General features: G+C 41.7%; 24 protein-coding genes, 4 tRNA genes and 1 pseudogene. 14 read left to right on the top strand and 15 right to left on the bottom strand.

Annotated features, from left to right (window positions below; genetic code table 11):
- Nucleotides 1-23 precede the first annotated feature (23 nt).
- Nucleotides 24-1,439 (bottom strand): PQQ-dependent sugar dehydrogenase, encoded by a 1,416-nt coding sequence (locus J3P37_RS20750; protein WP_256013476.1) that lies wholly within the window; start codon nucleotides 1,437-1,439, stop codon nucleotides 24-26.
- Between the two features lie 160 nt (nucleotides 1,440-1,599).
- Between J3P37_RS20750 and J3P37_RS20745 the strand changes: the two genes are divergently transcribed.
- The 6 genes from J3P37_RS20745 to bla all read left to right on the top strand — a co-directional run bounded on the left by J3P37_RS20745 (nucleotide 1,600) and on the right by bla (nucleotide 6,121).
- Nucleotides 1,600-1,881 (top strand): hypothetical protein, encoded by a 282-nt coding sequence (locus J3P37_RS20745; protein WP_256013474.1) that lies wholly within the window; start codon nucleotides 1,600-1,602, stop codon nucleotides 1,879-1,881.
- 137 nt (nucleotides 1,882-2,018) lie between these two features.
- The gene (locus J3P37_RS20740; RefSeq protein WP_256013472.1) at nucleotides 2,019-2,861 is read left to right on the top strand and encodes a sigma-70 family RNA polymerase sigma factor; all 843 of its coding nucleotides are present in this window, start codon (nucleotides 2,019-2,021) and stop codon (nucleotides 2,859-2,861) included.
- Between the two features lie 35 nt (nucleotides 2,862-2,896).
- Nucleotides 2,897-3,379 (top strand): carboxymuconolactone decarboxylase family protein, encoded by a 483-nt coding sequence (locus J3P37_RS20735; RefSeq protein WP_256013469.1) that lies wholly within the window; start codon nucleotides 2,897-2,899, stop codon nucleotides 3,377-3,379.
- A 114-nt stretch (nucleotides 3,380-3,493) separates the two neighbouring features.
- Nucleotides 3,494-3,961: a DinB family protein gene (locus J3P37_RS20730; protein WP_256013467.1), complete on the top strand. Its 468-nt coding sequence runs from the start codon at nucleotides 3,494-3,496 to the stop codon at nucleotides 3,959-3,961.
- Between the two features lie 109 nt (nucleotides 3,962-4,070).
- Nucleotides 4,071-5,264 carry an MDR family MFS transporter gene (locus J3P37_RS20725; protein ID WP_256013465.1) on the top strand — a complete coding sequence of 398 codons (1,194 nt, stop codon included), beginning with the start codon at nucleotides 4,071-4,073 and terminating at the stop codon, nucleotides 5,262-5,264.
- A gap of 98 nt (nucleotides 5,265-5,362) precedes the next feature.
- The gene (gene bla, locus J3P37_RS20720) at nucleotides 5,363-6,121 is read left to right on the top strand and encodes a subclass B1 metallo-beta-lactamase (RefSeq protein WP_439648983.1); all 759 of its coding nucleotides are present in this window, start codon (nucleotides 5,363-5,365) and stop codon (nucleotides 6,119-6,121) included.
- A gap of 48 nt (nucleotides 6,122-6,169) precedes the next feature.
- Here the strand turns inward: bla and J3P37_RS20715 are convergent, their stop codons facing one another.
- The 4 genes from J3P37_RS20715 to J3P37_RS20700 form a co-directional block, all read right to left on the bottom strand.
- On the bottom strand, nucleotides 6,170-6,592 hold the full coding sequence (locus J3P37_RS20715; RefSeq protein WP_256013460.1) for an HIT family protein: 423 nt from the start codon (nucleotides 6,590-6,592) through the stop codon (nucleotides 6,170-6,172).
- A 113-nt stretch (nucleotides 6,593-6,705) separates the two neighbouring features.
- On the bottom strand, nucleotides 6,706-7,290 hold the full coding sequence (locus J3P37_RS20710; RefSeq protein ID WP_256013457.1) for a 50S ribosomal protein L25/general stress protein Ctc: 585 nt from the start codon (nucleotides 7,288-7,290) through the stop codon (nucleotides 6,706-6,708).
- Between the two features lie 37 nt (nucleotides 7,291-7,327).
- A complete protein-coding gene (locus J3P37_RS20705) occupies nucleotides 7,328-8,272 on the bottom strand; it encodes a ribose-phosphate pyrophosphokinase (RefSeq protein ID WP_256013455.1) in 945 nt (314 codons plus the stop codon).
- 78 nt (nucleotides 8,273-8,350) lie between these two features.
- A tRNA-Gln gene (locus J3P37_RS20700) sits at nucleotides 8,351-8,421 on the bottom strand.
- Between the two features lie 201 nt (nucleotides 8,422-8,622).
- On the opposite strand from J3P37_RS20700, the gene J3P37_RS20695 reads away from it, so the two are divergent.
- Complete coding sequence (locus tag J3P37_RS20695) at nucleotides 8,623-11,649, top strand: glycosyltransferase family 117 protein (RefSeq protein ID WP_256013452.1); 3,027 nt, start codon at nucleotides 8,623-8,625, stop codon at nucleotides 11,647-11,649.
- 67 nt (nucleotides 11,650-11,716) lie between these two features.
- On the opposite strand, the gene J3P37_RS20690 is transcribed toward J3P37_RS20695, so the two are convergent.
- Together J3P37_RS20690 and J3P37_RS20685 are read right to left on the bottom strand one after the other, a co-directional pair.
- Complete coding sequence (locus tag J3P37_RS20690) at nucleotides 11,717-12,670, bottom strand: acetyl-CoA carboxylase carboxyltransferase subunit alpha (RefSeq protein ID WP_256013450.1); 954 nt, start codon at nucleotides 12,668-12,670, stop codon at nucleotides 11,717-11,719.
- Nucleotides 12,671-12,790: 120 nt separating this feature from the next.
- The gene (locus J3P37_RS20685) at nucleotides 12,791-13,186 is read right to left on the bottom strand and encodes a response regulator (RefSeq protein WP_256013447.1); all 396 of its coding nucleotides are present in this window, start codon (nucleotides 13,184-13,186) and stop codon (nucleotides 12,791-12,793) included.
- Nucleotides 13,187-13,386: 200 nt separating this feature from the next.
- Here J3P37_RS20685 and J3P37_RS20680 point away from each other — a divergent pair, with 200 nt between their 5' ends.
- Nucleotides 13,387-14,331, top strand: a complete 945-nt coding sequence (locus J3P37_RS20680; protein WP_256013445.1) for a methylenetetrahydrofolate reductase — start codon at nucleotides 13,387-13,389, stop codon at nucleotides 14,329-14,331.
- Nucleotides 14,332-14,341: 10 nt separating this feature from the next.
- Nucleotides 14,342-14,503, top strand: a pseudogene (locus tag J3P37_RS23175) (maltose acetyltransferase domain-containing protein); the annotation flags it as partial.
- Between the two features lie 151 nt (nucleotides 14,504-14,654).
- On the opposite strand, the gene J3P37_RS20675 reads toward J3P37_RS23175, so the two are convergent.
- Nucleotides 14,655-15,401 carry an alpha/beta hydrolase gene (locus J3P37_RS20675; protein ID WP_256013442.1) on the bottom strand — a complete coding sequence of 249 codons (747 nt, stop codon included), beginning with the start codon at nucleotides 15,399-15,401 and terminating at the stop codon, nucleotides 14,655-14,657.
- 185 nt (nucleotides 15,402-15,586) lie between these two features.
- On the bottom strand, nucleotides 15,587-16,765 hold the full coding sequence (locus J3P37_RS20670) for a PepSY-associated TM helix domain-containing protein (RefSeq protein ID WP_256013440.1): 1,179 nt from the start codon (nucleotides 16,763-16,765) through the stop codon (nucleotides 15,587-15,589).
- 218 nt (nucleotides 16,766-16,983) lie between these two features.
- On the opposite strand from J3P37_RS20670, the gene J3P37_RS20665 reads away from it, so the two are divergent.
- Both J3P37_RS20665 and J3P37_RS20660 read left to right on the top strand, forming a co-directional pair.
- A complete protein-coding gene (locus J3P37_RS20665; protein ID WP_256013438.1) occupies nucleotides 16,984-17,847 on the top strand; it encodes a methylated-DNA--[protein]-cysteine S-methyltransferase in 864 nt (287 codons plus the stop codon).
- Between the two features lie 5 nt (nucleotides 17,848-17,852).
- Nucleotides 17,853-18,458, top strand: coding sequence for an alpha-ketoglutarate-dependent dioxygenase AlkB family protein (locus tag J3P37_RS20660; protein ID WP_256013436.1), 606 nt, complete (start codon nucleotides 17,853-17,855; stop codon nucleotides 18,456-18,458).
- Nucleotides 18,459-18,815: 357 nt separating this feature from the next.
- Here J3P37_RS20660 and J3P37_RS20655 read toward each other — a convergent pair.
- Both J3P37_RS20655 and J3P37_RS20650 read right to left on the bottom strand, forming a co-directional pair.
- Nucleotides 18,816-18,892: transfer RNA gene (locus tag J3P37_RS20655), tRNA-Asn, on the bottom strand.
- A 195-nt stretch (nucleotides 18,893-19,087) separates the two neighbouring features.
- Nucleotides 19,088-19,160 (bottom strand) — tRNA-OTHER (locus tag J3P37_RS20650).
- Nucleotides 19,161-19,246: 86 nt separating this feature from the next.
- Here J3P37_RS20650 and J3P37_RS20645 point away from each other — a divergent pair.
- On the top strand, nucleotides 19,247-19,567 hold the full coding sequence (locus J3P37_RS20645; protein ID WP_256013433.1) for a hypothetical protein: 321 nt from the start codon (nucleotides 19,247-19,249) through the stop codon (nucleotides 19,565-19,567).
- 5 nt (nucleotides 19,568-19,572) lie between these two features.
- A complete protein-coding gene (locus J3P37_RS20640) occupies nucleotides 19,573-19,701 on the top strand; it encodes a hypothetical protein (RefSeq protein ID WP_256013431.1) in 129 nt (42 codons plus the stop codon).
- Nucleotides 19,702-19,733: 32 nt separating this feature from the next.
- Here J3P37_RS20640 and J3P37_RS20635 read toward each other — a convergent pair.
- Nucleotides 19,734-19,807, bottom strand: a tRNA-Asn gene (locus J3P37_RS20635).
- Nucleotides 19,808-19,934: 127 nt separating this feature from the next.
- Between J3P37_RS20635 and J3P37_RS20630 the strand changes: the two genes are divergently transcribed.
- Nucleotides 19,935-20,852 (top strand): PfkB family carbohydrate kinase, encoded by a 918-nt coding sequence (locus J3P37_RS20630; RefSeq protein WP_256013429.1) that lies wholly within the window; start codon nucleotides 19,935-19,937, stop codon nucleotides 20,850-20,852.
- 50 nt (nucleotides 20,853-20,902) lie between these two features.
- Here J3P37_RS20630 and J3P37_RS20625 read toward each other — a convergent pair whose 3' ends face one another.
- From J3P37_RS20625 to J3P37_RS20615, 3 genes are read right to left on the bottom strand one after another with little or no spacing between them, the layout of a single operon-like run.
- Nucleotides 20,903-21,139 (bottom strand): cytochrome b5 domain-containing protein, encoded by a 237-nt coding sequence (locus tag J3P37_RS20625; protein ID WP_256013427.1) that lies wholly within the window; start codon nucleotides 21,137-21,139, stop codon nucleotides 20,903-20,905.
- Entirely contained in the window at nucleotides 21,136-21,816 is a 681-nt protein-coding gene (locus J3P37_RS20620) for a lycopene cyclase domain-containing protein (protein ID WP_256013424.1), read from the bottom strand. Before J3P37_RS20620 ends, J3P37_RS20625 begins: the two co-directional genes overlap by 4 nt.
- Before the next feature lies 1 nt (nucleotide 21,817).
- A complete protein-coding gene (locus J3P37_RS20615) occupies nucleotides 21,818-22,327 on the bottom strand; it encodes a hypothetical protein (RefSeq protein WP_256013422.1) in 510 nt (169 codons plus the stop codon).
- Between the last annotated feature and the right edge of the window lie 172 nt (nucleotides 22,328-22,499).

Below are 22,499 nucleotides of genomic sequence, written 5' to 3'. Positions count from 1 at the left end.
ACCGGTAACCAATAATGAATTCTTTACATCCCATCATACGTAAACTCAATAACGGCACCTTTTTGTGAACTTCCCTGCGGATCTTCTTTAGTTGGCCCTGATGTCTCAGCGCTTTGGTCCGTAATGAGATAGATGGTCTTTCCATCGGGTGAAATTGCAATGTCACGATACCTGTTATCTGAATTGAAATACTCCTCTTCCTTGCCTGATAACTTTCTTCCATCATTATCCAGTTTCATTCTTAGCAGCTTTCCGCCCTTTAGTGTTGGAATTAGCAGTGAATTTTTCCAGCCGGGAATCGCATCAAATGTATATATCGCAAGACTTGACGGCGCTTCTGAAGGCCAGTCGGGTTTGTTCGCTTTAGTTATTGTAGCGTTAAAAAGTTCATTTAAAAATTTGCTATGGTTAGGGTTAAAAGCCTTGAGAGGATCACGGTACGACGAGCCGATCCTTTTTGCATTTTTAGCCTCGCTTTCTATGAGCGGATACGTTGTATTCCACTTACCCGGCAAACTATCGTGATCACTTACACTAGCAGCCAGGCCGTCATAATTCCCATCCCTATATCCAATAATAAATGGATGACCGTAATTGGCACCTTTTTCTATCAGATTTATTTCATCATCAGAATATGGCCCGTGTTCTGATGAATATAATTTTGAGCTTCCATTTATAATAGCCGAGGCGAGGCCTTGAGGATTACGATGCCCTAAGCTCCATACTGCGTTTTCAAAAGGATTGGACCCGGGTATCCATTTTTTTACAGAATCTTGATCCTGATCGGGTTCTGCATTAAACCGCAATATCTTTCCTTCGTAGTACCGAATGTCCTGCGCATGATTTGCTCTTCCTCCATTATCGAACTGACCTGCGCCCATATCTCCCACGGAATAAAATAGATAGTCTCGTCCATCAGCCCTGGCAATGATCAAACGACCTCCATTATGATCATTACTTCCGGGAATTGAATCAGAAATAACTATTGGATCATAAAGCATACCTCTTTTAGGGTTCCAGGTATATCGAACAATTTTCGTCTGAAAGAAATTTCCACCATAATTTGGCTCAGATTGGATAAACTTGTTGACAAATGCCAGATATACAAAAGGCTTTCCCGACAACAACTGCGGGTGCAGCGCCATGCCCATTAACCCTCCCTGCGGCCATGGCTTGTCGCCAAAGTTTTTCTCCGAATTTAAATTTAAAATCTCCGTTTTCTTCCCGTCGGCAATATTAATCCTGCTTACCGAATAAGCTTTAGATTCAGTTATCCATAGATAACCGTCGGGCCCATATATAATTTCCCAGGGGTCTTTTAAATTCGATGTAATAACCCGTTGTTTGAAAGAAGCTTTTAATTTTGCTTTAGATCCTTGTGAAAAAGACCTGTTAACCAGGGAACAAATTAATATACACAGTATAGTCAAATTTCTCATATCAGATTGGCAACAAAAACCAGCAAGGGGTGTTTCAAAAATTATTTTCGAGCGTGAATGCAGTTTTTTTCCGTTGACATTTAGTATTTACCAGCAGTAAGAGATTCATACAGGGTAAATACTGGCACAATAATTATTCGATAACAGTAAAACAAAAACTATGGAAAAGCAGGAAAAAAATAAAGAACAGGCTAAGGGACATGACAATTCCATTGGAGGTGCTCAAACGAACAAACCTGATCCGGAAGCAACAAATGATACTGGTTTTGCAGGTACCACCAACGCCGTAAGTGAAGATCTGCACGAACAGGACGGCTATAAGATGGCTGTAGAAGACACTATGATTGGTTACGATGGGCACGAAGAACAAATGGATATGGATTATCTCGATGAAAAGGATAAATTAAAATCCGGCAATTCGGGGGCTGATGATAACTCCTGACGACTAAAGTTTTTCAGTTTAAAGACAGGGTTAAAGCGATTGTTTTAACCCTGTTTTCGTATAAAAACATTTTCCTTAAATTGCTTGTCACTTTTTCCTTGGCCAACTTGTCGGGATAAGACATAGTAATTAGAAATATGGAAGATTTAAGGCCTGTACTTACCACGTATGCGTACAATATCACCGGATGCATTGACGAAGCGAAGGACATTGTCCAGGATGTTTATATAAAGTACCTGCAGCTTAATGAAAGCTCACTTTTTAACAAAGAGGCCTACATAAAAAAGATGGTGATAAACCATGCTATTAATTTCAAAAACAAACACCGGCGGGAAATCAGAAACTATCCGGGACAATGGCTGCCTGAACCTGTGGAAACAGACACCGCCGATAAGCGTATAGACCGAAAGGAGGTTCTTTCATACTCCATGATGGTTCTTCTCGAAAAATTAAATGCCCGCCAGCGCGCTGTTTTCATTCTAAGGGAAGCTTATGATTATGATCACTCAGAAATTGCCCGGCTTCTCGACATGACCGAAGAAAACTCCCGCCAACTCTTAGCCCGGTCAAAAAAGAGGATAAAGGTACAGGCGCCAGCGCAATCTATGCCAGATACCCTCTTATTGCAGAAGTATCTCGACATTATGGCAAGGGCTGATATCAGCCAGCTTGAACAACTTTTAAAAGAAGATATCAGCATTGTTTCGGACGGCGGTGGAAAAGCCAGCGCTGCAGTTAATCCCTTGCACGGCAAACAGGACTGCCTTGCATTTTTATCTGGTATCTATCAAAAGTTTTACCAGGATCGGGACGGGTCTTTTTGCTTTATCAATCACTCACCTGCCCTCTGTTATTATGAGGGCGAGAGCCTTACAACCTGCAAGATATTTCATATTGAAAAAGGTATAATTAAAAATGTATTCATTTTACGAAATCCGGAAAAATTATCTTTATTAAAAAATCGCGATGCTGTCACATAAAGAACACGCTGTTTGTCATTGTAGAAAAATAGAATATGGAACGGATTTCATTTAACCATTTGCCTGAGGGCTTTTATGCATCAATGATGCAGGTACAAAAAGTAATTGACAAAAGCGGTCTTGACTACAAGATGCTGGAGCTCGTGCGGATGCGTGTTTCACAGATCAACGGCTGTGCGTACTGCCTTGACATGCATTATAAAGAAGCTATACATGCTGGAGAAACTCCTCTCCGCTTAATGTCTGTGTCTGCCTGGAGGGAAGCGCCATACTACAATGGCGAAGAGCAAGCAGCGCTAGCTTTTGCGGAGAGACTTACACTAATGCGCACAGACGAAACAAACGACGACATCCATGAAGATCTGAATAAGTATTTCAGCAAAGACGAAATTGCATACCTCACCCTCGCGGTAGCTCAGATCAATTCATGGAACCGGCTTGTTAAATCCTTCGGACCAACGCCAGGAAAATATGAGGCTCCGGGGGCAAAAAAAGAGCTGGCAGAAGTGGCCGGTTAAATTATGATGCTTAGGTGGTGGCGCAAAGCCATGGCGCAGACTTTAAAAAACACTACAATCAGGCGGGCTGAAATGCCTGCCTGATTGTATAAAATACTATCTTATCCGGACTTTATGGAGTTAATAAAGCAACAATACGAGTTTATTAAGTCATCCCGCAATGTTCTGTTTAATTATTGCACGACCCTTTCGGAAAGAGACTTCATTGCTGAAAACAGTTCTTTTGGCAAAGGAAGTATTAGGAATTTGCTCGTGCACATTGGCAACACCTATGAATTTTGGATTGGCAAGCATGCTCTTGGCCGGGATATCGACATTCCTGCTTATGTTTCAATCAGTAACATTCCGGCTGTCATTACTTACTTCCTTAGCATTGACAACCTTTTGGAAGATTTTCTTACCCTTTATTCAGGAAAGATGCACAAAGAGATAAATGTGATCTTAGATAATATACCAGGCACTGTTAGTCCATTAAAACTTTTCTGTCACGTGATCACTCATGAATTCCATCATAAAGGGCAGATACTGTCACTCTCAAGGCACCTCGGATATATCCCTATAGATACTGACATTATCCGGTGATCCGGCACGTCTAAAGGTTAAAGGCAGTAAATGTATTAGCCTCATGTTGCATAAGCAGGATTTTTAACGTTTTAGCAATTCTGTACTTTTACCATCGGCAAGCAGCAACATGAGAAAACTTTTCCAAACCTATCTTAACTCCTACAGAGGCCTGTCAAGGCCAGCCTGGGTCCTGGCTCTAATCATGCTTATCAACCGAAGCGGAGCGATGGTGATTCCCTTTCTTGGTGTTTATATGACAGACGCCCTGAATTTTAGCCTGAAAGATGCAGGAACAATTTTAAGCTGTTTTGGTGTGGGAGCAGTATTTGGATCAACGCTCGGGGGCTGGCTAAGTGACAAAGTAGGAAACTTTAAAGTCCAATTTCTATGCCTCCTGCTTGCAGTTCCCATATTTTGCCTTCTTCCCCAGTTAAAAGATCCCATCTCACTTGCGGCCGGGGTGTTTGTATTGAGTGTGATCAGCGAAACTTTCAGGCCTGCAAATACGGTATCGATTGCTTCGTATACTACGCCTGAAAACATCACCAAAGCGTTTTCCCTCAACCGCATGGCTATGAACCTTGGCTTTTCGATCGGTCCTGCCCTTGGAGGCTTTCTTGCTGCCTGGTCGTACCACTGGTTATTTTACGGCAATGCGTTGAGTTCTGGTTTGGCTGGATTATTTTTTTATCTGTATTTCAGGGGACGTGGGAAGAGAAAACTGGCAAAGCCCGAAGTATCAGCTTCGCGGGCAATGGGTTCGCCGTGGAGAGACCCTTATTTTCTTATTTTCAGTTTCTTTTGTTGCCTGTATAGCGTATGTTTTTTTCAGTTATTAAGCACTCTTCCGCTTTTTTACCGCACGGCCCATCACTTAAGTGAGTGGAATATCGGCGTAATCTTAGCTTTCAGCGGCTTTGTGGTATTCTCTCTTGAAATGATCCTCGTTCATATTGCTGGAAAAAGATGGAGTGCCTCTACGATTATCATCACAGGTACGCTACTCTGCGGGGCTTCCTACCTGGCGCTTTTACTTCCAGGCAAATATCCAGTGTTATATTTTGGGATGCTGCTTCTTTGTTTATCTGAAATACTAGCGATGCCTTTTATGGCGACTCTTACTATGCAAAGATCGCCAAGAGACAAACAAGGCGCCTACATGGGGGTCAACTCACTTTCCTTTTCTGCGGCACACATCATTTCACCTTTTGCAGGCACCCGCCTAGCCAGCCACTTTGGCTTTGATGTCCTTTGGTCTGTAACCGGTCTGGTGTCTATCCTTACAGCTGTGGGGTTTTATTGGGTGATTCGGAAGTTGTAAGAGCAAATGATAAACTACAATTATGATAACAGAAAACAATCGATTATCTACAAAGTCTAAACACCGAACTGTACCTTAGCGAAAACTGCAACAACATGATGATCCGGTCTTTCTTTACTATACTTATCTCTTTGGGATTACTTTCAAAATTATCTGCTGAGACATCAGATACCTTAAAGGGGACTGATAAACCGGTATACCAATCACAGACTCTCAGCATCACACAAATTTCGCCGCATGTTTATTTGCATACTTCTTTTCTACAGATAGAAAGCTTCGGAAAAGTGCCCTGCAACGGCATTATTGTAGTAAACGGCAATCAAGCAGTGGTTTTCGACTCGCCTGCAGACGACGTAAGTGCAGAAGAGCTTATTTCCTTCCTTACAAGCAAAAGAAAGCTTGACATTATTGCAGTTGTTGCTACCCACTTTCATGCAGATTGCGTAGGAGGATTGAAGGCATTCCATGACCATAACATAAGATCGTATGCAAACAGCCGCACAATTAATATACTTAAAACAAAGGAACCGCAACTTACACAGCCTGAATACACCTTTACGGATTCACTTATTCTTAAAGTAGGCAACCTACAAGTATATGCAGGATTTTTTGGAGCTGGCCATACGCCAGACAATGTAGTGGGATACTTTGCTGCAGATAGTGTGTTGTTTGGGGGCTGCCTCATCAAAGAGCAGGGAGCCCAAAAGGGGAATCTTAATGATGCTGATTTAAAAGCATGGCCTTCAACCGTACAAAAGCTAAAACAGAGATTCCCGGAAGTAAAAATCGTTGTTCCCGGTCATGGTAAACCTGGCGGCCAGAATTTGCTCGATTACACTATAGAGCTTTTTAAATAAAGCATTCATCTTTCTGGTAAAGCACTGGCAGAAAGATGAATGCAGCCTTTACAAATGCACCTTGATAGCTTCAATTACTTCTGAATATTCCGCCTCAGTTAGGTAGTTTTTTTCATCAGGCATCATATCGAAAGTACTTCCCCATTTGGGAGCGTTTTCGTTCTTAGGTACCAGATGAAAATGCAAGTGCGGCATTTTGTCGCCATAAGCACCGTAATTCATCTTTCCGGCACCAAAGGCGACGCTGATTGCCTTCGCGGCTCTTGCCACATCATCTATAAATGTCGCCCGCTCTTCCTTCGAGAGTTCAAAGATCTCCTGAATATGTGCTTTATTGTAGGCAATAACACATCTTCCCTTGTAAGTTTGCTCTTTAAACAGGTAGAGAGTGGAAGATTCCAATGTACAGACTTCGATCATAATATCTGTAAGCCTTTGATCCTGGGCGCAATACATGCATGCTGTATCCATAATTTTGTTGTTTAATCCAGTGCAATTTATCGTATTGTTTTGAAATGAAAAAGGACCTTACCACCCTGCAAATGCAAGGGTGGTAAGGTCCTTAATTTTTCTCAAGCCTAAGATTATTTACCAGCTTTTGCAGCTTCCTGCTCTGCTTGTCTTAGAGCACGTGATGTAGTTACAGAAACGATAGTATCTTCAGGAGTGTTAGTGATTTCAAAATTATCAAATTTCAAATCACGTACACGAACCGATTTACCAACTTCTAATGGCTCAATGCTTACTTCAACATATTGAGGCATATCCGCAGGAAGAGCCTTAACACGTAATTTACGTAATTTATGAACTAATTTACCCCCCATTTTAACACCAGGAGAAGTACCTGTTAACTTCACTGGAATTTGCATAACAAGTGGTTTTTTCTCATCAAGCTGGAAAAAATCAACATGCATGATCTGCTCATTCAATGGGTGGAACTGTGCATCCTGAACAATTGCTTTTGTTTTTACACCGTCAACCTCAATTTCAACAAAGTGAACATCAGCACTGTAAATTAAAGGTTTCAAATCACTTGCAACTACAGCAAAGTGAGTTTGCTCTTTTCCGCCGTATAAAACAGCAGGAACTTTTCCCTGGTAACGCAGCTCTTTGGCATCGCGTTTCCCTACGTTCTCTCTTTTAGAACCGCTAATAGCGATAGTATTCATCGTAAAAAAATTAAAAAATTAAAAAATATATAAGTTCTTAGTCTACTTGAAATAATTTACTTATAGAGCCGTGTTCGTTCACATTCGCAATAGCCTTTGCAAACAACTCAGCTGTAGAAAGCACTCTTATTTTTGGAGATTGTTGTTTTAATGGAATTGTATCCGTAACGATCAGTTCAGTCAATACAGAATTTTCTACGGTTTGATAGGCTTTACCAGATAGAACCGGATGTGTACAAACCGCTCTTACGCTATTTGCACCGTTTTGCATGATCAGCTCAGCAGCTTTAGCTAAGGTACCTGCTGTATCACAAATATCATCAATTAAAACGATGTCTCTTCCCGTGACGTCACCGATAATCGACATAGATTCAATTTCATTCGCTCTTTTTCTTCTTTTATCGCAAATCACCACTTCTGCATTAAAGAACTTTGCAAAAGTACGGGCCCGGTATGAACCTCCCATGTCTGGAGAAGCGATAGTTAAATTAGGAAGATTGAGACTTTTGATATAAGGAACAAAAATCACTGAGGCATCCAGGTGATCAACCGGAATATCGAAAAAGCCCTGTATCTGCGCCGCATGAAGATCCATGGTCATAATGCGGTTTGCACCTGAAGCAGTGATCAGATTTGCAATTAACTTCGCTCCGATAGCTACGCGGGGTTTGTCTTTTCTATCTTGCCTGGCCATGCCGAAATAAGGCACTACCACAGTAATATAATGAGCCGAGGCACGCTTTGCCGCATCTGTAAGCAATAACAACTCAATAAGATTATCGTAAGGCTGACTTGTTGATTGAATTAAGAAGGCATCACAACCGCGAACAGACTCATTAAATGAAGGTTGAAATTCTCCATCGCTGAACCGGGAAAGGACAACATCTCCTAATTCTGCACCGTAAGCTTTAGCAATTTTTGCGGCCAGATCCGTTGTTCCGGAACCAGCAAATAACTTAACAGGATTAAATTGCAGTGGCATACTGTGATTGTTATTGAAATGGTATTATACAAAAAGAATCGGATTGCATATTACAACCCGATTCTTTCAAAATTTCAGTTGCCCGACCAGGATTCGAACCTAGACAAACGGTACCAAAAACCGTCGTACTACCTTTATACTATCGGGCAATCTCCTCGTCGAAAGCGTCCTTCCGAATTGGTCTGCAAATATAGAAGTATAAAACAAAAACCACAAAAGAATTTTTAAAATTTAACTAAAGCCCTGATTCAATGCTTAAAATATGTTAAACCTCCTTTTAATAGATTGCTAATTAAATACTATTCGCTATTTTCGGCTTCAATAAATTTAGGATTGCACCTAATATCATTATGAATTACACAAAAACCAACAATCTTTTAGGGTGGCTTTGCTTCCTTATTGCAGCAATTACCTACACGCTTACTCTTGAGCCTACTGCCAGCTTCTGGGATTGCGGAGAATTTATTGCATCTGCCTATAAATTACAAATTGTTCATCAACCGGGAGCTCCCCTCTTTTTGATGATCGGAAAGATATTTTCATTACTTGCAGGCTCTGATGCAAGCCGCGTAGCATTTTGGATGAATATGAGCTCTGCCCTAGCCAGTGCTGCTACCATTTTGTTCCTGTTCTGGACAGTTACAGCACTCGCCCGAAAGGTATTGATAAAAACAGGCGAAGAAATATCGACAGGCAAGCTGATTACTATTATGGGTGCGGGTATTGTTGGCGCGTTGGCCTATACGTTTTCAGATACTTTCTGGTTTTCGGCTGTCGAGGCAGAAGTTTATGCCTTGTCGTCATTATGTACTGCCATTGTATTCTGGGCAATATTGAAATGGGATCATCATGCTGATGAAGAAGGTGCCGACAAATGGATCATTTTCATCGCTTATGTTATGGGATTGTCAATAGGGGTCCACCTTCTGAACCTTCTGGTGATTCCTGCAATCGCCCTTATTTATTATTTCCGCCGTTCGAAAAAGGTTACCAGTGCCGGAACAATTACTGCATTGATCGTGGGTATTATTATACTGGGGGTTATTCAATACGGAATTATTCAATACATCGTAAAGTTTGCCGCGTACTTTGACCTTTTCTTTGTTAACACTATTGGTTTAGGTTTTGGAACCGGCGTCGTGGTATTTTCGCTACTCGTCATCGGAGGCTTGACATACGGTATACTTCATTCTATTAAACATGCAAAACCAGTATTGAACCTGGCTTTACTTTGTACCACTTTTATCCTTGTTGGCTACAGTTCATTTGCCATGATCGTAATTCGAGCTAAAGCAGATCCTACTTTAAATAACAGTGATCCTGAAAATGTATTCGCCTTATTAAGCTACCTAAACCGCGAGCAATATGGCGACCGGCCTCTGTTATATGGCGAATATTTTGATTCACAACCTATAGAGAACAAGGAAGGCGGGAACATTTACCGCAAAGGAAAAGATAAATATGAGATTGCCGGCAAGAAGTACGAAACCATCTATGACAGGAACACTTTGCTTCCAAGAATGTACAGCAGAAGCCAGCAGCATGTAGGCTTTTACCGCGATTGGATGAAAATCCCGGAAGGCCAATCTCCGACATTTGGGGATAATCTTGGATTTCTGTTCTCATACCAGTCAGGTTTTATGTATGCGAGGTATTTTCTCTGGAACTTCGCCGGAAGGCAAAACGATGATCAGGGCCATGGAAACTTCACTTCGGGCAACTGGATAAGCGGCATTAAACCTCTGGATGCAATACGATTAGGTTCACAGGAACATCTTCCCCCTAGCATTAAGGAGAACAACGCCTATAACCGTTTATATTTTCTTCCTTTAATCATAGGTCTTATTGGTGCGTTCTGGCATTTCAAAAGGAATCAGAAGGACGCTGGTGTAGTAGGATTGCTCTTTTTTTTCACAGGGATCGCTATTGTACTTTATCTTAACCAAAACCCCTTGCAACCGCGCGAGCGTGACTATGCCTACGCCGGTTCATTCTATGCTTTTGCTATTTGGATAGGTTTAGGTGTTGCTGCTATTGCAGAATGGCTGAGAGCAAAAGTATCGGCAACCAACGCCGGAGTATTGGCTACTGTAATTTGTTTGCTGGCAGCACCGGTGTTAATGGCCAAAGAAAATTGGAACGATCATAACCGTTCGGAAAAATACACTACGCGCGACTTCGCTGTTGACTACCTGGAATCATGCGAACCAAATGCTATATTATTCACATACGGAGACAATGACACCTATCCTTTATGGTACGTGCAGGAAGTGGAAGGTGTACGTCCCGACATACGTATAGTCAACCTTAGTCTTTTAGGCACCGACTGGTATGTGCGCCAGATGAAAAAGAAAGTGAATGAAGCTGAGGCGCTTCCTATCACGATGAGCGACGATAAATTTGTTCAGGGTGTGCGAGATGTGATTTATTATTATGATTATAAAATTGAGGGTCCTGTAGAGCTAAAAAACGTTTTTGACGTAATTACATCAGACGACGAAAGTGATAAGGTAACGCTTCAGGATGGAAGCAGGGAAAATATTCTGCCGACTAAAAACCTTAAACTTACAATTAATCCGGCCGATGTTCTTGCTACTAAGACAGTAAGTCCTGCAATGAAAGACAGTATCGCTCCGGTAATGGAGTGGTCATATAACCAGAACTACGTTACCAAGGCTGAACTTGCCATGTTCGACATCCTTGCTCATAACAACTGGAAACGACCAATTTACTTTGCAGTTACTGTTCCATCGGAAAACTACATCGGCCTGCAGAAGTACCTATATAATGAAGGTTTTGCTTATCGCCTGGTTCCTTTGAAACCCGCTCAGGTAGATTCCACCCAACAAGCACCTGACCTGATCAATAGTACAGCAATGTATAATAACGTGGTTAATAAATTCAAGTGGGGTAATATGAAGCAGGCTTCTTACTTGGATCCTGAATCGACCCGTATGATAGCTACGGTGATTAAGACCTTCAACTCGTTGGCTGAAAAACTCTTAAAGGAAGGCAAAACTGAAGAGGCACGTAAAACTTTGAAAAAAGCTCTTGAAGTGATCCCTGAGAAGAACTACTTATTCTACTACGTTCTTCACAAATACTATACGGCAGACCTCTTGTATAAAGTAAATGAAACTGCAGAAGCAAACAAGCTTATCGAAAACACTGCGAACTTTATAGAGGCTGAACTTAATTACCTGGGTGATATTTCATCAAACAAACCAAACCTGGCATCCAACGATGTTCAGCTGGGAATCTCTGTGTTGAATGAAATGCTAAAGACAACAGAAGCTAATAAACAAACGGCACTTAATAATAAGCTTAAGAGTAAATTCACTGCATTAGAGTCTCGCTTTATGTCCTCAGGATTCTAGTCTCCAAATAGAGTATAAAAAAACCCGAAAGCGTTAAGCTTCCGGGTTTTTTTATACTCTACTTAGGTTATTCCACTACAACGCCCATCGCACAAAATTTATCTATCCGTTCAGTGATTCTAAGTTCAGCATCTTTGGTGTTTAATACAGCAAGGTCCTCAAGTATTTTAGACTTTATAGTATCGGCCATCTGCTGCGGATCTAAATGAGCTCCGCCCAAAGGTTCGGGGATGATACCGTCGACCAGGCCATTCTTGTACATATCTTCAGACGTAAGCTTAAGTACTTCCGCTGCTTTTTCCTTGTAATCCCAGCTACGCCATAAAATTGAAGAACAAGACTCCGGAGATATCACCGAATACCAGGTATGTTCAAGCATATATACCCTGTCTCCAATGCCAATTCCTAATGCTCCGCCCGAAGCCCCCTCTCCTACTACGAAACATAAGATAGGAACTTTAAGTACCGACATTTCAAGCAAGTTTCTTGCAATAGCTTCGCCCTGTCCGCGTTCTTCTGCCTCTAAACCGGGAAAAGCGCCAGGCGTATCAATAAAGGTAATTACCGGTTTATTAAATTTTTCGGCCAGTCGCATCAGGCGTAAAGCCTTCCGGTAACCTTCAGGATTAGCCATTCCGAAATTACGGTATTGGCGCATTTTGGTATTTGTGCCCTTCTGATGACCAATCACCATAACTGTCTCACCGTTAATTGACGCAAAACCACCAACAATAGCTTTATCATCTTTCACAGTACGGTCACCATGAAGTTCAATAAAATCTTCACAGATCATATCTATGTACTGTAGCGTATAAGGCCGTTCGGGATGCCTGGATATCTGTACTTGCTGCCAACCGGTAAGGTTAGTATAAATATGCTTTTTTGAAGCATCGAGCTTTTCTTCAAGTTCCGCAAGTGTAGCAGACATGTCCACTTTTGTTTTTTCAGCTACTTGCTTAACTTTTTCTATCTGTTGCTGTAAATCAGCAATTGGCTTCTCAAAATCAAAGGATGTGTTCATTCGCAAATTGATAACAAAAGACGGCTAAGGTAGCAATTATAATGCTTTTAATGAAACCAGCTATGTTTCTGCCGGGGTGTTTCGTTTAATAGATTTTAGCTGAAGCTGCAATACGATAGCTTATGCAGACCTTTTTTCCACTACTTCCTTGAAAATAGCAGGCGAAATTGGCTTAGAATAAAAGCCTTTAACAGCAGTATATTCTTTGGAACGTTGCATATCATTAGGGTCAATAGAAGAGGTGACAATAAAAACCGGGATATCCTTAGAAACCATGGCTCTCAGATTGTCAAACATATCAAGAAATTCCCAGCCATTTACTCCCGGCATATTCAGATCAAGTAGTATAAGATCAGGCAGAGCTTCTGAGGAGTAATAGGCATCCATCAGATCAATCAGTGCGGTTCTGGGATCTGTATAACACTTATAGTCATCAAAAAACTCGTAGTGCTGCATGAGCGCTTTAGCTAAGTGATGGTGCGTGGGATCGTCGTCTATTAAAATAACTCTTGCCATAGGCCAACTGGTTGTCCAAATATAAAAATATTCAAAGATGTTTAAACATTTAATATCAGATTTTCATAAATTAAGCCTGATACCCGCTGCTCTCGATTAAAAGCAATAACAGCTAATTTGAAATTTTGTTACAATAATCTATTTACACTTTTTAATTTATCACGTTGAAATTCTTATGAACTGTAGTAAATTGCAGCGCTATGTTCAGAAATAAGATCGAAAACCGGGAGTCAGGAATTTTGCTTTATGGTATCACCCCTCCAAAATCGCAGAATTCAGAGGAAAAAATCGATACAATAACGCAGAAAACAATTAGCCGGATCGAAAAACTTAATATAGATGGCCTTGTGGTGTATGACCTGCAGGATGAAAGTTCTCGAAATCCTAATGAGCGCCCATTCCCTTTTTACCAAACTATCGACGCCTTCACTTATTCCAATGTTAATTTAAAGAGCTTAACTGTTGAAAAAATTGTTTATTGCTCCGTAGGAAAACTTTCAGAACAGCAACTGTTATTGCTCTTGAAAAATAATCCGGGCGAAAACTCCACCGTTTTTGTTGGTGTCCCTTCTAAAGAGCATCCCATCCAATTACCATTATACAGGGCATACGAAATCTGGCGGCAGGCAAATTTAAATAACTACCTGGGAGCAGTAGCCATTCCGGAAAGGCATTGTCTTAAAAAGAATGAACATCTCAAATTAGTACATAAAATGGAAAGCGGCTGCAGGTTTTTCATTACTCAATGTGTTTACAACATTGAATACGTCAAAAATCTAATCTCTGATGTATACTTTCATAGCCAAAAACATAATACACCGGTCCCAACATTAATATTTACCATTACTCCTTGTGGTTCACTTAAAACCTTGAAGTTTCTGGATTGGCTTGGAATACATGTACCTGACTGGCTGACAAATGAACTAGCAAACTCCCAGGATATCCTTAAAAAATCTGTAGACCTGTGCATCAAGATTGCCAGAGAGATCATCGATTTTTGCCAGGAGAAAAACATTCCTTTTGGCTTGAACATCGAAAGTGTCTCTATCCGCAAGGAAGAGATCGAAGCATCGGAAGCCTTATTGAGAGCTGTAACAGAGATTTTAGAAACTAAAGGGATAAGAAACACCTTAACGGAAGCTTGAAAAAAATTCTATGAAGTCAGAACTAGAAAAGATGCTTGCAGGGGAATTATATAATGCAAACGACCCTGAACTAGTACAAATGCGCTTAAAAGCGCGCAGCCTGTTTGCGAAATACAATCAGACTTTAGCTGAAAATACGCTTGAACGAAAACTGATCCTTAAACAACTGTTTGCTGAAACAGGTGAACAAATAGATATTCAAACACCTTTCTATTGCGACTACGGAAGCAATATCTATGCTGGTGAAAATCTTTTTATAAACTTCAATTGTACGATACTTGATTGTGCAAAGGTTACTTTGGGTAAAAATGTATTTCTGGCGCCTAATGTTCAACTATATGCTGCACATCCTTCTTTGGGTAACCGAACCAGTAAGTTGCGGCTGAAGTTGATTTGCTGTCATCTCCCTCGCCCGATTCGGGGTGGACAAAAGAAAGAGTTCCGTCGATGTCAATGACGGCCTGAACACTGCATGAATAAGGGAGTTTACAATCCTTACCTTCAAACCTGGACATACAAGCTGTCACGCCAAGAAATGCAGCAAGCTCTCCTCCTGCCGAGAAACCAAGCACCGCGATTTTAGCAGTATCAACATTAAATTTTTGCGCATTGGCCCGTATCCACTTCAGTGCAGACTTAAGGTCATGAACCGCTGCAGGATAAAGAGCCTCGGTGGATAAACGATACTCAACCGTGTAGCTTGCATACCCAGCTGCAGCCAATCGTTGCGCCAGGGGAATATGCTGTCGGCGGTCACCAGAGCGCCATCCTCCCCCATGAACGATCAGTATTGCCGGGGTTTTTGACTTTCTTTTCTGAACAGGCAGAAAAGCATCAATCTGTAGTTCGCGGCCGGCAATTGTGCAATAAACCTGATTGCGAATTTCCTTTATAGATTTTGAGGCTTGTTCTTTCACCAAACTTATACTTGGGTACTGCTTAAGAGTTTTTAGATACGCCGAGGACGAGGTAAAAGAAGTGTCGCGTCTACCAGTTAGCCCCAGGGTACTCTGTGCATTGGTTTGTTGCAAGCAACACAGAAGCAGTGCTGGCAGAAAGAATGTTTTCATGGAGCTACGGTTAGTTGAACTATCTAAAAAACTTAATCGAATGTCTGGTCATGACAAACACAGGAACAAACAATGCTATCCAGGACAAATAATGCCATACTCCGGTTCCCATGATTGCCAGCAAAAGGCCAGCAATGGTTATCACGGCCAAAAATACCGGCATGCCCCATAGTTTAAGAAAATGGCTAGATTTGGTTTTCATTTTCAGTAACAGCTGAAAGGGTGAGTGATTCCGAGTTTTTTAAAAGTCTTGCCAGCTGTTCTGCTTTCGCCTTGCGGCGTGCGAACCAGAGGTATAGTCCTGAGATCAGCACTATAATGGTGGCAATATCAAATATGGCCCAGATGATCTTCATTGGGAGACCACCATAATCGCCGAAATGAAATGGCTGCGAGATGAAAATTGTGTTCAGGTACCAGGGCAAGTCTCTCATATCGGTAAATTCGCCGGTCTTAGCATCTATCAAAGCAGGTTTAATGATCCGTGAAGTCAAAGGTGTTGTCCCAATCATATAAACCGCATAATGGTGCTTGCTGGAATAAAGCGTTCCCGGATAAGCCACAAAAGACACATCCATACCCGGTGCTGCCTGCCGGGCTTTATCCAGAGCTGCATCGAGCGAGCTGAGTTTACCTTCCAGAGGCGGTTTTTCTTTATATGAGGCGACCATCTCAGCTAGTTGTCCGGCCCTCCAGGCGTCCAATGCGGGGTCGGCCAGTGTATTAATTACTCCTGTAATTCCTACAACAAAAGCCCATGCCAGGGTGACGATACCCAGCACGTTATGAAGGTCGAGCCATTTTAAACGCGCCGACTTTTCTGTCCGGATCATCCCGAAATCAAAGCGCTTCATGATGGGGCCATAAAGTGCTACCCCCGAAACAATGGCTATCAAAAATAAGAAGCCCATAAAACCGAGAAAAAGCTTCCCAGGAATACCAGCAAGCATCTCCACATGCAGATAGTACATGATCAGCATGAAGTCCATTTCGTTCGCTGGTGCGTCCAGGACCTTAGCCGTCCGCTCATCCATAGTGAGATAATGATCGGCTTCAATAGGAGCTTCAGATGAATCAGCCAAAGTGACAAACATCTGGCCCGGATGATCCTTTTGATCCCAGAATAAATACTTTGCTTCCTTGCCGGGAATATGCCTCATTGCGGCTTCCAGTACTTGGTCCTTCGAATATCTTGATTCGCCCTGAATGGCAGTGGCCTCCACTTCTTTCCCCAGCATGTGATCAATTTCCTCGTAGAAGATCAAAGGCAGCCCGGTTACGCAAAGCATTAGCAAGAATAACGTGCAAACCAAACTTGTCCATTTATGGACATTGAACCAGGTTCTTATCGCTGAGGCTTTCATAGTGGCAATATCAGAAATTAAAATTTAAGCTAACTTGTAAGATATGTTGTCTTTAAGCTGGCTATTATAAAACTTAGCCTCAAAAGTATTTAAAATAATTCTAAACAAGCAAAAATTAAAATCATCCAACTACCGCCTGACAGGACAGTCATAAATAACAGCAAGAACCGGGTTCTTTAAATAAGCTGGCTCCGCTACCTTTGTATATACATTAGCAAATGGACTCGCAAAAAGAAATAGATTATATCAGGATAGCCAAGGCAATCGAGTTTTTCAGGTTAAACTATAAAATGCAACCTTCATTGGAAGAAGCCGCAGCACACGTACACTTAAGTCCTTTTCACTTTCAACGCATGTTTAAAGAATGGGCAGGTGTAAGTCCTAAACAATTTCTGCAATACATCAGTGCGGACAGAGCTAAATCCATTTTGAAAGATAAACGAGCAACGCTGTTTGATACTTCCTATGAAATTGGGCTGTCAAGTACCAGCCGGCTGCATGACCTCTTTATAAAAGTGGAGGGCATGACTCCGGGCGAATATAAAAATGGCGGCCAGAACTTACAGATAAACTACAGCGTTGCTGAAAGTCCTTTTAACTCGATCCTGATTGCAAGTACTGGAATTGGAATATGCCATGCGGCATTTATAGACAAGGGTGTAGACGATGCCCTATTAAAATTGCAAGCGCGGTTTCCCAACGCCCGCTATCGTGAGGCTCCAGACAGTATGCAACAGGATGCGCTAAAGCTATTCGATCGGGATTGGTCAAACTTAAACGACATCAAACTTCACTTAAAAGCTACTCCATTTCAGATTAAGGTATGGGAAGCCCTGTTAAAGGTGCCCCAAGGCGATCTGACTACGTATTCAAAACTTGCTGGCTTCACCGATAGTCCCCTGGCTTGCAGGGCGGTCGGCACTGCTGTAGGAAGTAATCCGGTAGCTTACCTCATCCCCTGCCACCGGGTTATCAGATCTAACGGAGAATCAGGACAATACCATTGGGGTAGTGAGCGTAAAATTTTAATGATTGGTTGGGAAGCTTCGGTAATTGATAGTGATTTACATAACGATAATTAAGCGAGATGGATCTATTTAGCATTGAACAAGCCGTAAACTTTTTGCCTTACGACGGTGAAGCTGTTTACTATGGTAAGATATTTGAACCTACCCTGGCCCGGACTTATTTAGACCGCTTGCTCAGCGACATTGAATGGAAACACGATGAGGCTGTTATATTTGGCAAACGGATAGTAACTAAACGGAAAGTTGCCTGGTACGGTAATGCAGAGTATAGCTATACTTATTCGAACACCACGAAGCAGGCCTTAGGCTGGACTGATGAGCTTCTGCAACTTAAGGCTCGGGTGGAAAAAGTATCGGGTTTGACATTTAACTCGTGCCTGTTAAACTTATACCATAACGGTGAGGAAGGAATGTCATGGCACAGCGATGATGAAAAAACCTTAGGCCGAGATACTAATATTGCATCTCTAAGCTTAGGCGCCGAACGCAAGTTCTCATTTAAACACAAGGTTAGTAAGGAGAACCGGTCAATAGTTTTAGAACATGGTAGTCTGCTGCTTATGAAAGGAACAACCCAGACTCATTGGCTTCATTCGCTTCCAAAATCGAAAAAAGTGACCTCCCCAAGGGTTAATTTAACGTTCAGAACTATTATCGGTGATTAGCTATTGCCGGTCGAAGTGCTAAAAACAGGGCAACGTTTTAACACCTTGCGATCGTTTGCAGCCAGTGCAACGTTTGCAAAGAAGACTGAGCCTGCATTGCGGCACTAGTGCATCTCCATCAGATAAGTCGCCCCGGCATCGATCAATAAACTCTTACCCGCCGCGTCAGGTTTCTCAGGGTAAGCTGCCCAATTCTTAGCCAGTTTCCGTTAAGTTCAACAGAACTGCCGAAATTTGCACCACCCCTGGCCGGCACAATACTTTGGCTAATTGCTTGATGTTAAGTATATGCGCTCTCAAGATAAGAGTAGGTATAAAAAGAAGGGCAAGCGACCGTTCTACCGTGCTTGCCCATTTTGGCTCCTGAGGCTGGGCTCGAACCAGCGACCCTCTGATTAACAGTCAGATGCTCTAACCGGCTGAGCTACTCAGGACTGTCGACCAATTTAAGCTACCAATTTACTCAAAAGGCTGCTTTGTTTTGGGATTGCAATAGTCGGAAATATAATTTAAAATTCCAATACCTTTTTTCGTTTTACCTGCATCATCTTCAGTATCAGTATGTATCTTTAAACGTGGTCTGTTATCGATAAACCGTTAAACTTTTCGTTCCATCTACTTGCCTTTAGCTCCTGAGGCCGGGCTCGAACCAGCGACCATCTGATTACAGCCAGATGCTCTAACCAGCTGAGCTACTCAGGACTGTCGACCAATTCACTACCGCGAACTCCTAAAAAAATTAAAGCCCCTTGCCCTATAAAAGCAAGAGGCTTTCTTAAAATTTATTAATGAAGAATTACCTTACTCTGGTGAATTGTTTCATTCTTCTTAGTATCCACAAATTTGAGAACGAACACCCCTTGCCGGATAGGTTAATAGAAACCGGACTACTAGCAGTGATCTCGAACTTTCCAGGCATTACATTTCCGTTAAATCAAACATATATCTTAATGGTGTTATTTATTGTAAAAAATCTCCAATCTCTATATCATTTTGCGGATCAAGTGGAAAAGTTGGGGGCGGCTAAGCGTATTAGTGCCAAACTTTTTAAAACGGTCGTCATGCCGATCCTGAATCAAGTTCAGGATTCGGCAACACTTGGACTATAAAGGACATGCTTAAGCAAGAGGTCCTGAAACAAGTTCAGGATGACGAAGGAAAGAACATCCCTCAACTTTTCCGCTTGATCCCATTTTGCCATCAGCTTGATCAATCATTCTCCCCGGCTACGGAAATCCTGTAAAATAAAAACCCCCACGGGCTTGTGGGGGTTTGCTCCTGAGGCTGGGCTCGAACCAGCGACCCTCTGATTAACAGTCAGATGCTCTAACCGGCTGAGCTACTCAGGAATCTTTTTCCGGTCCCAATAGCTCTATTGCTTGTTTTTCGCTTAAGAATATTGCTATGTTTTGGGACTGCAATATTCGGGATTTAAATTTATTTCTGCAATATTTGTATAAACTTTTTTGAAAAATTATGAGCTTAGTGATTATAGGTACCGTGGCATTCGATGCCATCGAGACTCCGTTTGGAAAAACAGATAAAATAGTTGGCGGAGCAGCTACTTATGCTAGCCTTGCTGCATCTTACTTTTACCATAAAACAAAAATAGTCGGGGTGGTTGGCGACGATTTTCATACAGAAGATATAGAAGACTTTAAAACGCGCGGAATAGACGTTGAAGGACTTCAAATCAAACAGGGTGAAAAGTCTTTTTTCTGGGCAGGCAAATACCATAATGATATGAACAGCAGGGATACACTTGTAACAGAGCTAAATGTTCTTGCAGATTTCGATCCCGTTATCCCGGAATCATATCAGGATTGTGAGTATCTTCTGTTAGGAAACCTCACTCCCAAAATTCAACAAACTACAATTAACCGTCTAAGGAAGCGGCCAAAGCTCGTAGTACTTGACACCATGAACTTCTGGATGGACGTCGCGCTTGAAGATTTACTCGAGACTTTAAAGCTTGTTGATGTGCTTACAATCAATGATGCAGAAGCACGTCAACTATCCGGTGAGTTTTCACTGGTCAAAGCGGCTAAAAAGATCCTTGGAATGGGACCAAAATATCTGATTATTAAGAAAGGGGAACATGGAGCCCTGCTATTTAGCGAGGATAAGATATTTTCGGCACCTGCACTTCCTTTGGCAGAAGTATTCGACCCAACCGGAGCGGGCGACACCTTTGCGGGAGGCTTTATCGGCTTTCTGGCAAAAGTAGGCACTATAAACTTCAACAATATGAAGAACGCCGTGATCTATGGCTCGGCACTGGCATCGTTCTGCGTGGAAAAATTCGGCACAGAGAAGATAAAAGACTTAACCGATCAGGAAGTTGAAGCCCGGATTAGAGAGTTTGTAAGTCTAAGCAGCTTTGTTATCGAATAATCTAAAACAGGTTAGCAGTTTGACAAACAGCAGGCTGCTAACCTACCTAATCATCCCAGTATACCAATAACTTTGAACCGTTCAAATACGGAGCTGGAATGCGGAGCATCCTTTAATTCCAGGGTAAGATCCTGTCCTGCCCAATGTTCATAATGTTTGCCGTTCTTCCACAGACGACTGTCAGTAACATCGTAAATAACGCCCTTGAATGCTATCCATATCTGTGGCTTGTCCTGGCCATTACGTAACGCTAATTGAGACTTCGTATAAACCGGAACATCTTTCATTTAACACTAGCCTTTTTGAAGTATTCGAACAGTAGAACATTCAGTATTAACATAGACAAAGAATAAAAGTGATCTTCAAAAGGGATAGTACCTACCCGGAAACCACAGTTTTCAAGATCGTTATAAAGCACCACGGGAATAGATGTTAAGAGACCATTGACAATGTAAAAAGGCAATAACGACACCAGGAAGGCCAGGTAGAACCGTCCTAAAAATACTGGTCTTTTTAGGATCAGGTAAACGCAGATCACGAACAGCAGCATGAATGTTATCACAGTATAAACCCGCTGATAATAGATCAACAGCATCACCATTGATAGCTGCGCCAAAGCATAACTTATATGCAGGCTTATCCTTCCTAAATAGTCGATCTTGATGTAATAGTTAAGGCAGGCGTAAATAAACAAACATGCGAAAGGGACGGTAATGAAAAAAAGGATCTCTTCAAGAGGGAGTTCAAAGAAATAAACGCCGATGATATACCTTGGATTAAACGACCAGACATCATAAACGGTAAAGACATAATCCCATATTAAAAACATGGCTCCGCTTATCAACAACCCGGGAAAGATATACTTCCAGCTTTTGAAGAAGTTCACCTTTTTATCAAAGGAGAGAATAACAGGGAACAATACTGTTAAGAAATTGATCAGCAAATAGGTGTACCGGCTTTCCATATCAGGCTTTGCTTAATATTGCGATCTCGGCTGCTGTACACCTTTTCGATTCTATCATAAAAGAAACAATATTGGAAAGCAGCGTTTTATCAACCAAACTGGTTTGCTTTCTTTGTATCAATTCAACGATCTTTTTTCTGTCTTCTTCAAGGTGTTTACTAAAACCTAAAAAGCCGGGAATATAATGTTCCAGGCTAAATCTCAGGAAGCGAATCTCCAGATTGTCCCTGCTTTTGCTAACTGCAGTTTCCAGGTTTTTCATTCCTTTCTTTAAATAAGCTATTTTGTTATAAGGATTCCAGGCATGTTTGGCTTTTACGGCCTCAGTTGCGCCGTAATATGCTAAAAGCAAAGGTTCAGACAGGTCGCTTTTCTTCAGTTTTTCATAAAGCTCAACAGCTGCATTTTCACTATTTACGGCCTCATAGTAATCTAAACGAACTTGTTTGATGTCGTAATTGTTCGATAAGAATGGCACAAGTAAAAGCAATAAAAAATTAAAGCAGGACATGGCGTGAAATTAATGTTTCAAAACCAAAAAAACTGAATGTGTTCATTATTGTTTACTGCTGCAACAAAAACTTGGTTCTTTATGCGGCCTGTGGGGTACAAGAATTGACCTAAGCAAAAAAAGCTTGTACGGTTCTTATTTATTAATTCCCTTTGTACATTACAACTTATCA

Origin of the sequence: Desertivirga xinjiangensis, from assembly GCF_024436435.1 — a bacterium.
GTDB lineage: Bacteria > Bacteroidota > Bacteroidia > Sphingobacteriales > Sphingobacteriaceae > Desertivirga > Desertivirga xinjiangensis.
Note: the sequence above shows the minus strand (reverse complement) of the source record. Positions and strands in the feature narration are given on the sequence as shown.

What these genes read in the sequence shown, in the direction of transcription:
- J3P37_RS20750 (WP_256013476.1), bottom strand. Translation starts at nt 1,439, where the DNA reads ATGAGAAATTTGACTATACTGTGTATATTAATTTGTTCCCTGGTTAAC.
- J3P37_RS20745 (WP_256013474.1), top strand. Translation starts at nt 1,600, where the DNA reads ATGGAAAAGCAGGAAAAAAATAAAGAACAGGCTAAGGGACATGACAAT.
- J3P37_RS20740 (WP_256013472.1), top strand. Translation starts at nt 2,019, where the DNA reads ATGGAAGATTTAAGGCCTGTACTTACCACGTATGCGTACAATATCACC.
- J3P37_RS20735 (WP_256013469.1), top strand. Translation starts at nt 2,897, where the DNA reads ATGGAACGGATTTCATTTAACCATTTGCCTGAGGGCTTTTATGCATCA.
- J3P37_RS20730 (WP_256013467.1), top strand. Translation starts at nt 3,494, where the DNA reads ATGGAGTTAATAAAGCAACAATACGAGTTTATTAAGTCATCCCGCAAT.
- J3P37_RS20725 (WP_256013465.1), top strand. Translation starts at nt 4,071, where the DNA reads ATGAGAAAACTTTTCCAAACCTATCTTAACTCCTACAGAGGCCTGTCA.
- bla (WP_439648983.1), top strand. Translation starts at nt 5,363, where the DNA reads ATGATCCGGTCTTTCTTTACTATACTTATCTCTTTGGGATTACTTTCA.
- J3P37_RS20715 (WP_256013460.1), bottom strand. Translation starts at nt 6,592, where the DNA reads ATGGATACAGCATGCATGTATTGCGCCCAGGATCAAAGGCTTACAGAT.
- J3P37_RS20710 (WP_256013457.1), bottom strand. Translation starts at nt 7,290, where the DNA reads ATGAATACTATCGCTATTAGCGGTTCTAAAAGAGAGAACGTAGGGAAA.
- J3P37_RS20705 (WP_256013455.1), bottom strand. Translation starts at nt 8,272, where the DNA reads ATGCCACTGCAATTTAATCCTGTTAAGTTATTTGCTGGTTCCGGAACA.
- J3P37_RS20695 (WP_256013452.1), top strand. Translation starts at nt 8,623, where the DNA reads ATGAATTACACAAAAACCAACAATCTTTTAGGGTGGCTTTGCTTCCTT.
- J3P37_RS20690 (WP_256013450.1), bottom strand. Translation starts at nt 12,670, where the DNA reads ATGAACACATCCTTTGATTTTGAGAAGCCAATTGCTGATTTACAGCAA.
- J3P37_RS20685 (WP_256013447.1), bottom strand. Translation starts at nt 13,186, where the DNA reads ATGGCAAGAGTTATTTTAATAGACGACGATCCCACGCACCATCACTTA.
- J3P37_RS20680 (WP_256013445.1), top strand. Translation starts at nt 13,387, where the DNA reads ATGTTCAGAAATAAGATCGAAAACCGGGAGTCAGGAATTTTGCTTTAT.
- J3P37_RS20675 (WP_256013442.1), bottom strand. Translation starts at nt 15,401, where the DNA reads ATGAAAACATTCTTTCTGCCAGCACTGCTTCTGTGTTGCTTGCAACAA.
- J3P37_RS20670 (WP_256013440.1), bottom strand. Translation starts at nt 16,765, where the DNA reads ATGAAAGCCTCAGCGATAAGAACCTGGTTCAATGTCCATAAATGGACA.
- J3P37_RS20665 (WP_256013438.1), top strand. Translation starts at nt 16,984, where the DNA reads ATGGACTCGCAAAAAGAAATAGATTATATCAGGATAGCCAAGGCAATC.
- J3P37_RS20660 (WP_256013436.1), top strand. Translation starts at nt 17,853, where the DNA reads ATGGATCTATTTAGCATTGAACAAGCCGTAAACTTTTTGCCTTACGAC.
- J3P37_RS20645 (WP_256013433.1), top strand. Translation starts at nt 19,247, where the DNA reads ATGAAGAATTACCTTACTCTGGTGAATTGTTTCATTCTTCTTAGTATC.
- J3P37_RS20640 (WP_256013431.1), top strand. Translation starts at nt 19,573, where the DNA reads ATGCTTAAGCAAGAGGTCCTGAAACAAGTTCAGGATGACGAAGGAAAG.
- J3P37_RS20630 (WP_256013429.1), top strand. Translation starts at nt 19,935, where the DNA reads ATGAGCTTAGTGATTATAGGTACCGTGGCATTCGATGCCATCGAGACT.
- J3P37_RS20625 (WP_256013427.1), bottom strand. Translation starts at nt 21,139, where the DNA reads ATGAAAGATGTTCCGGTTTATACGAAGTCTCAATTAGCGTTACGTAAT.
- J3P37_RS20620 (WP_256013424.1), bottom strand. Translation starts at nt 21,816, where the DNA reads ATGGAAAGCCGGTACACCTATTTGCTGATCAATTTCTTAACAGTATTG.
- J3P37_RS20615 (WP_256013422.1), bottom strand. Translation starts at nt 22,327, where the DNA reads ATGTCCTGCTTTAATTTTTTATTGCTTTTACTTGTGCCATTCTTATCG.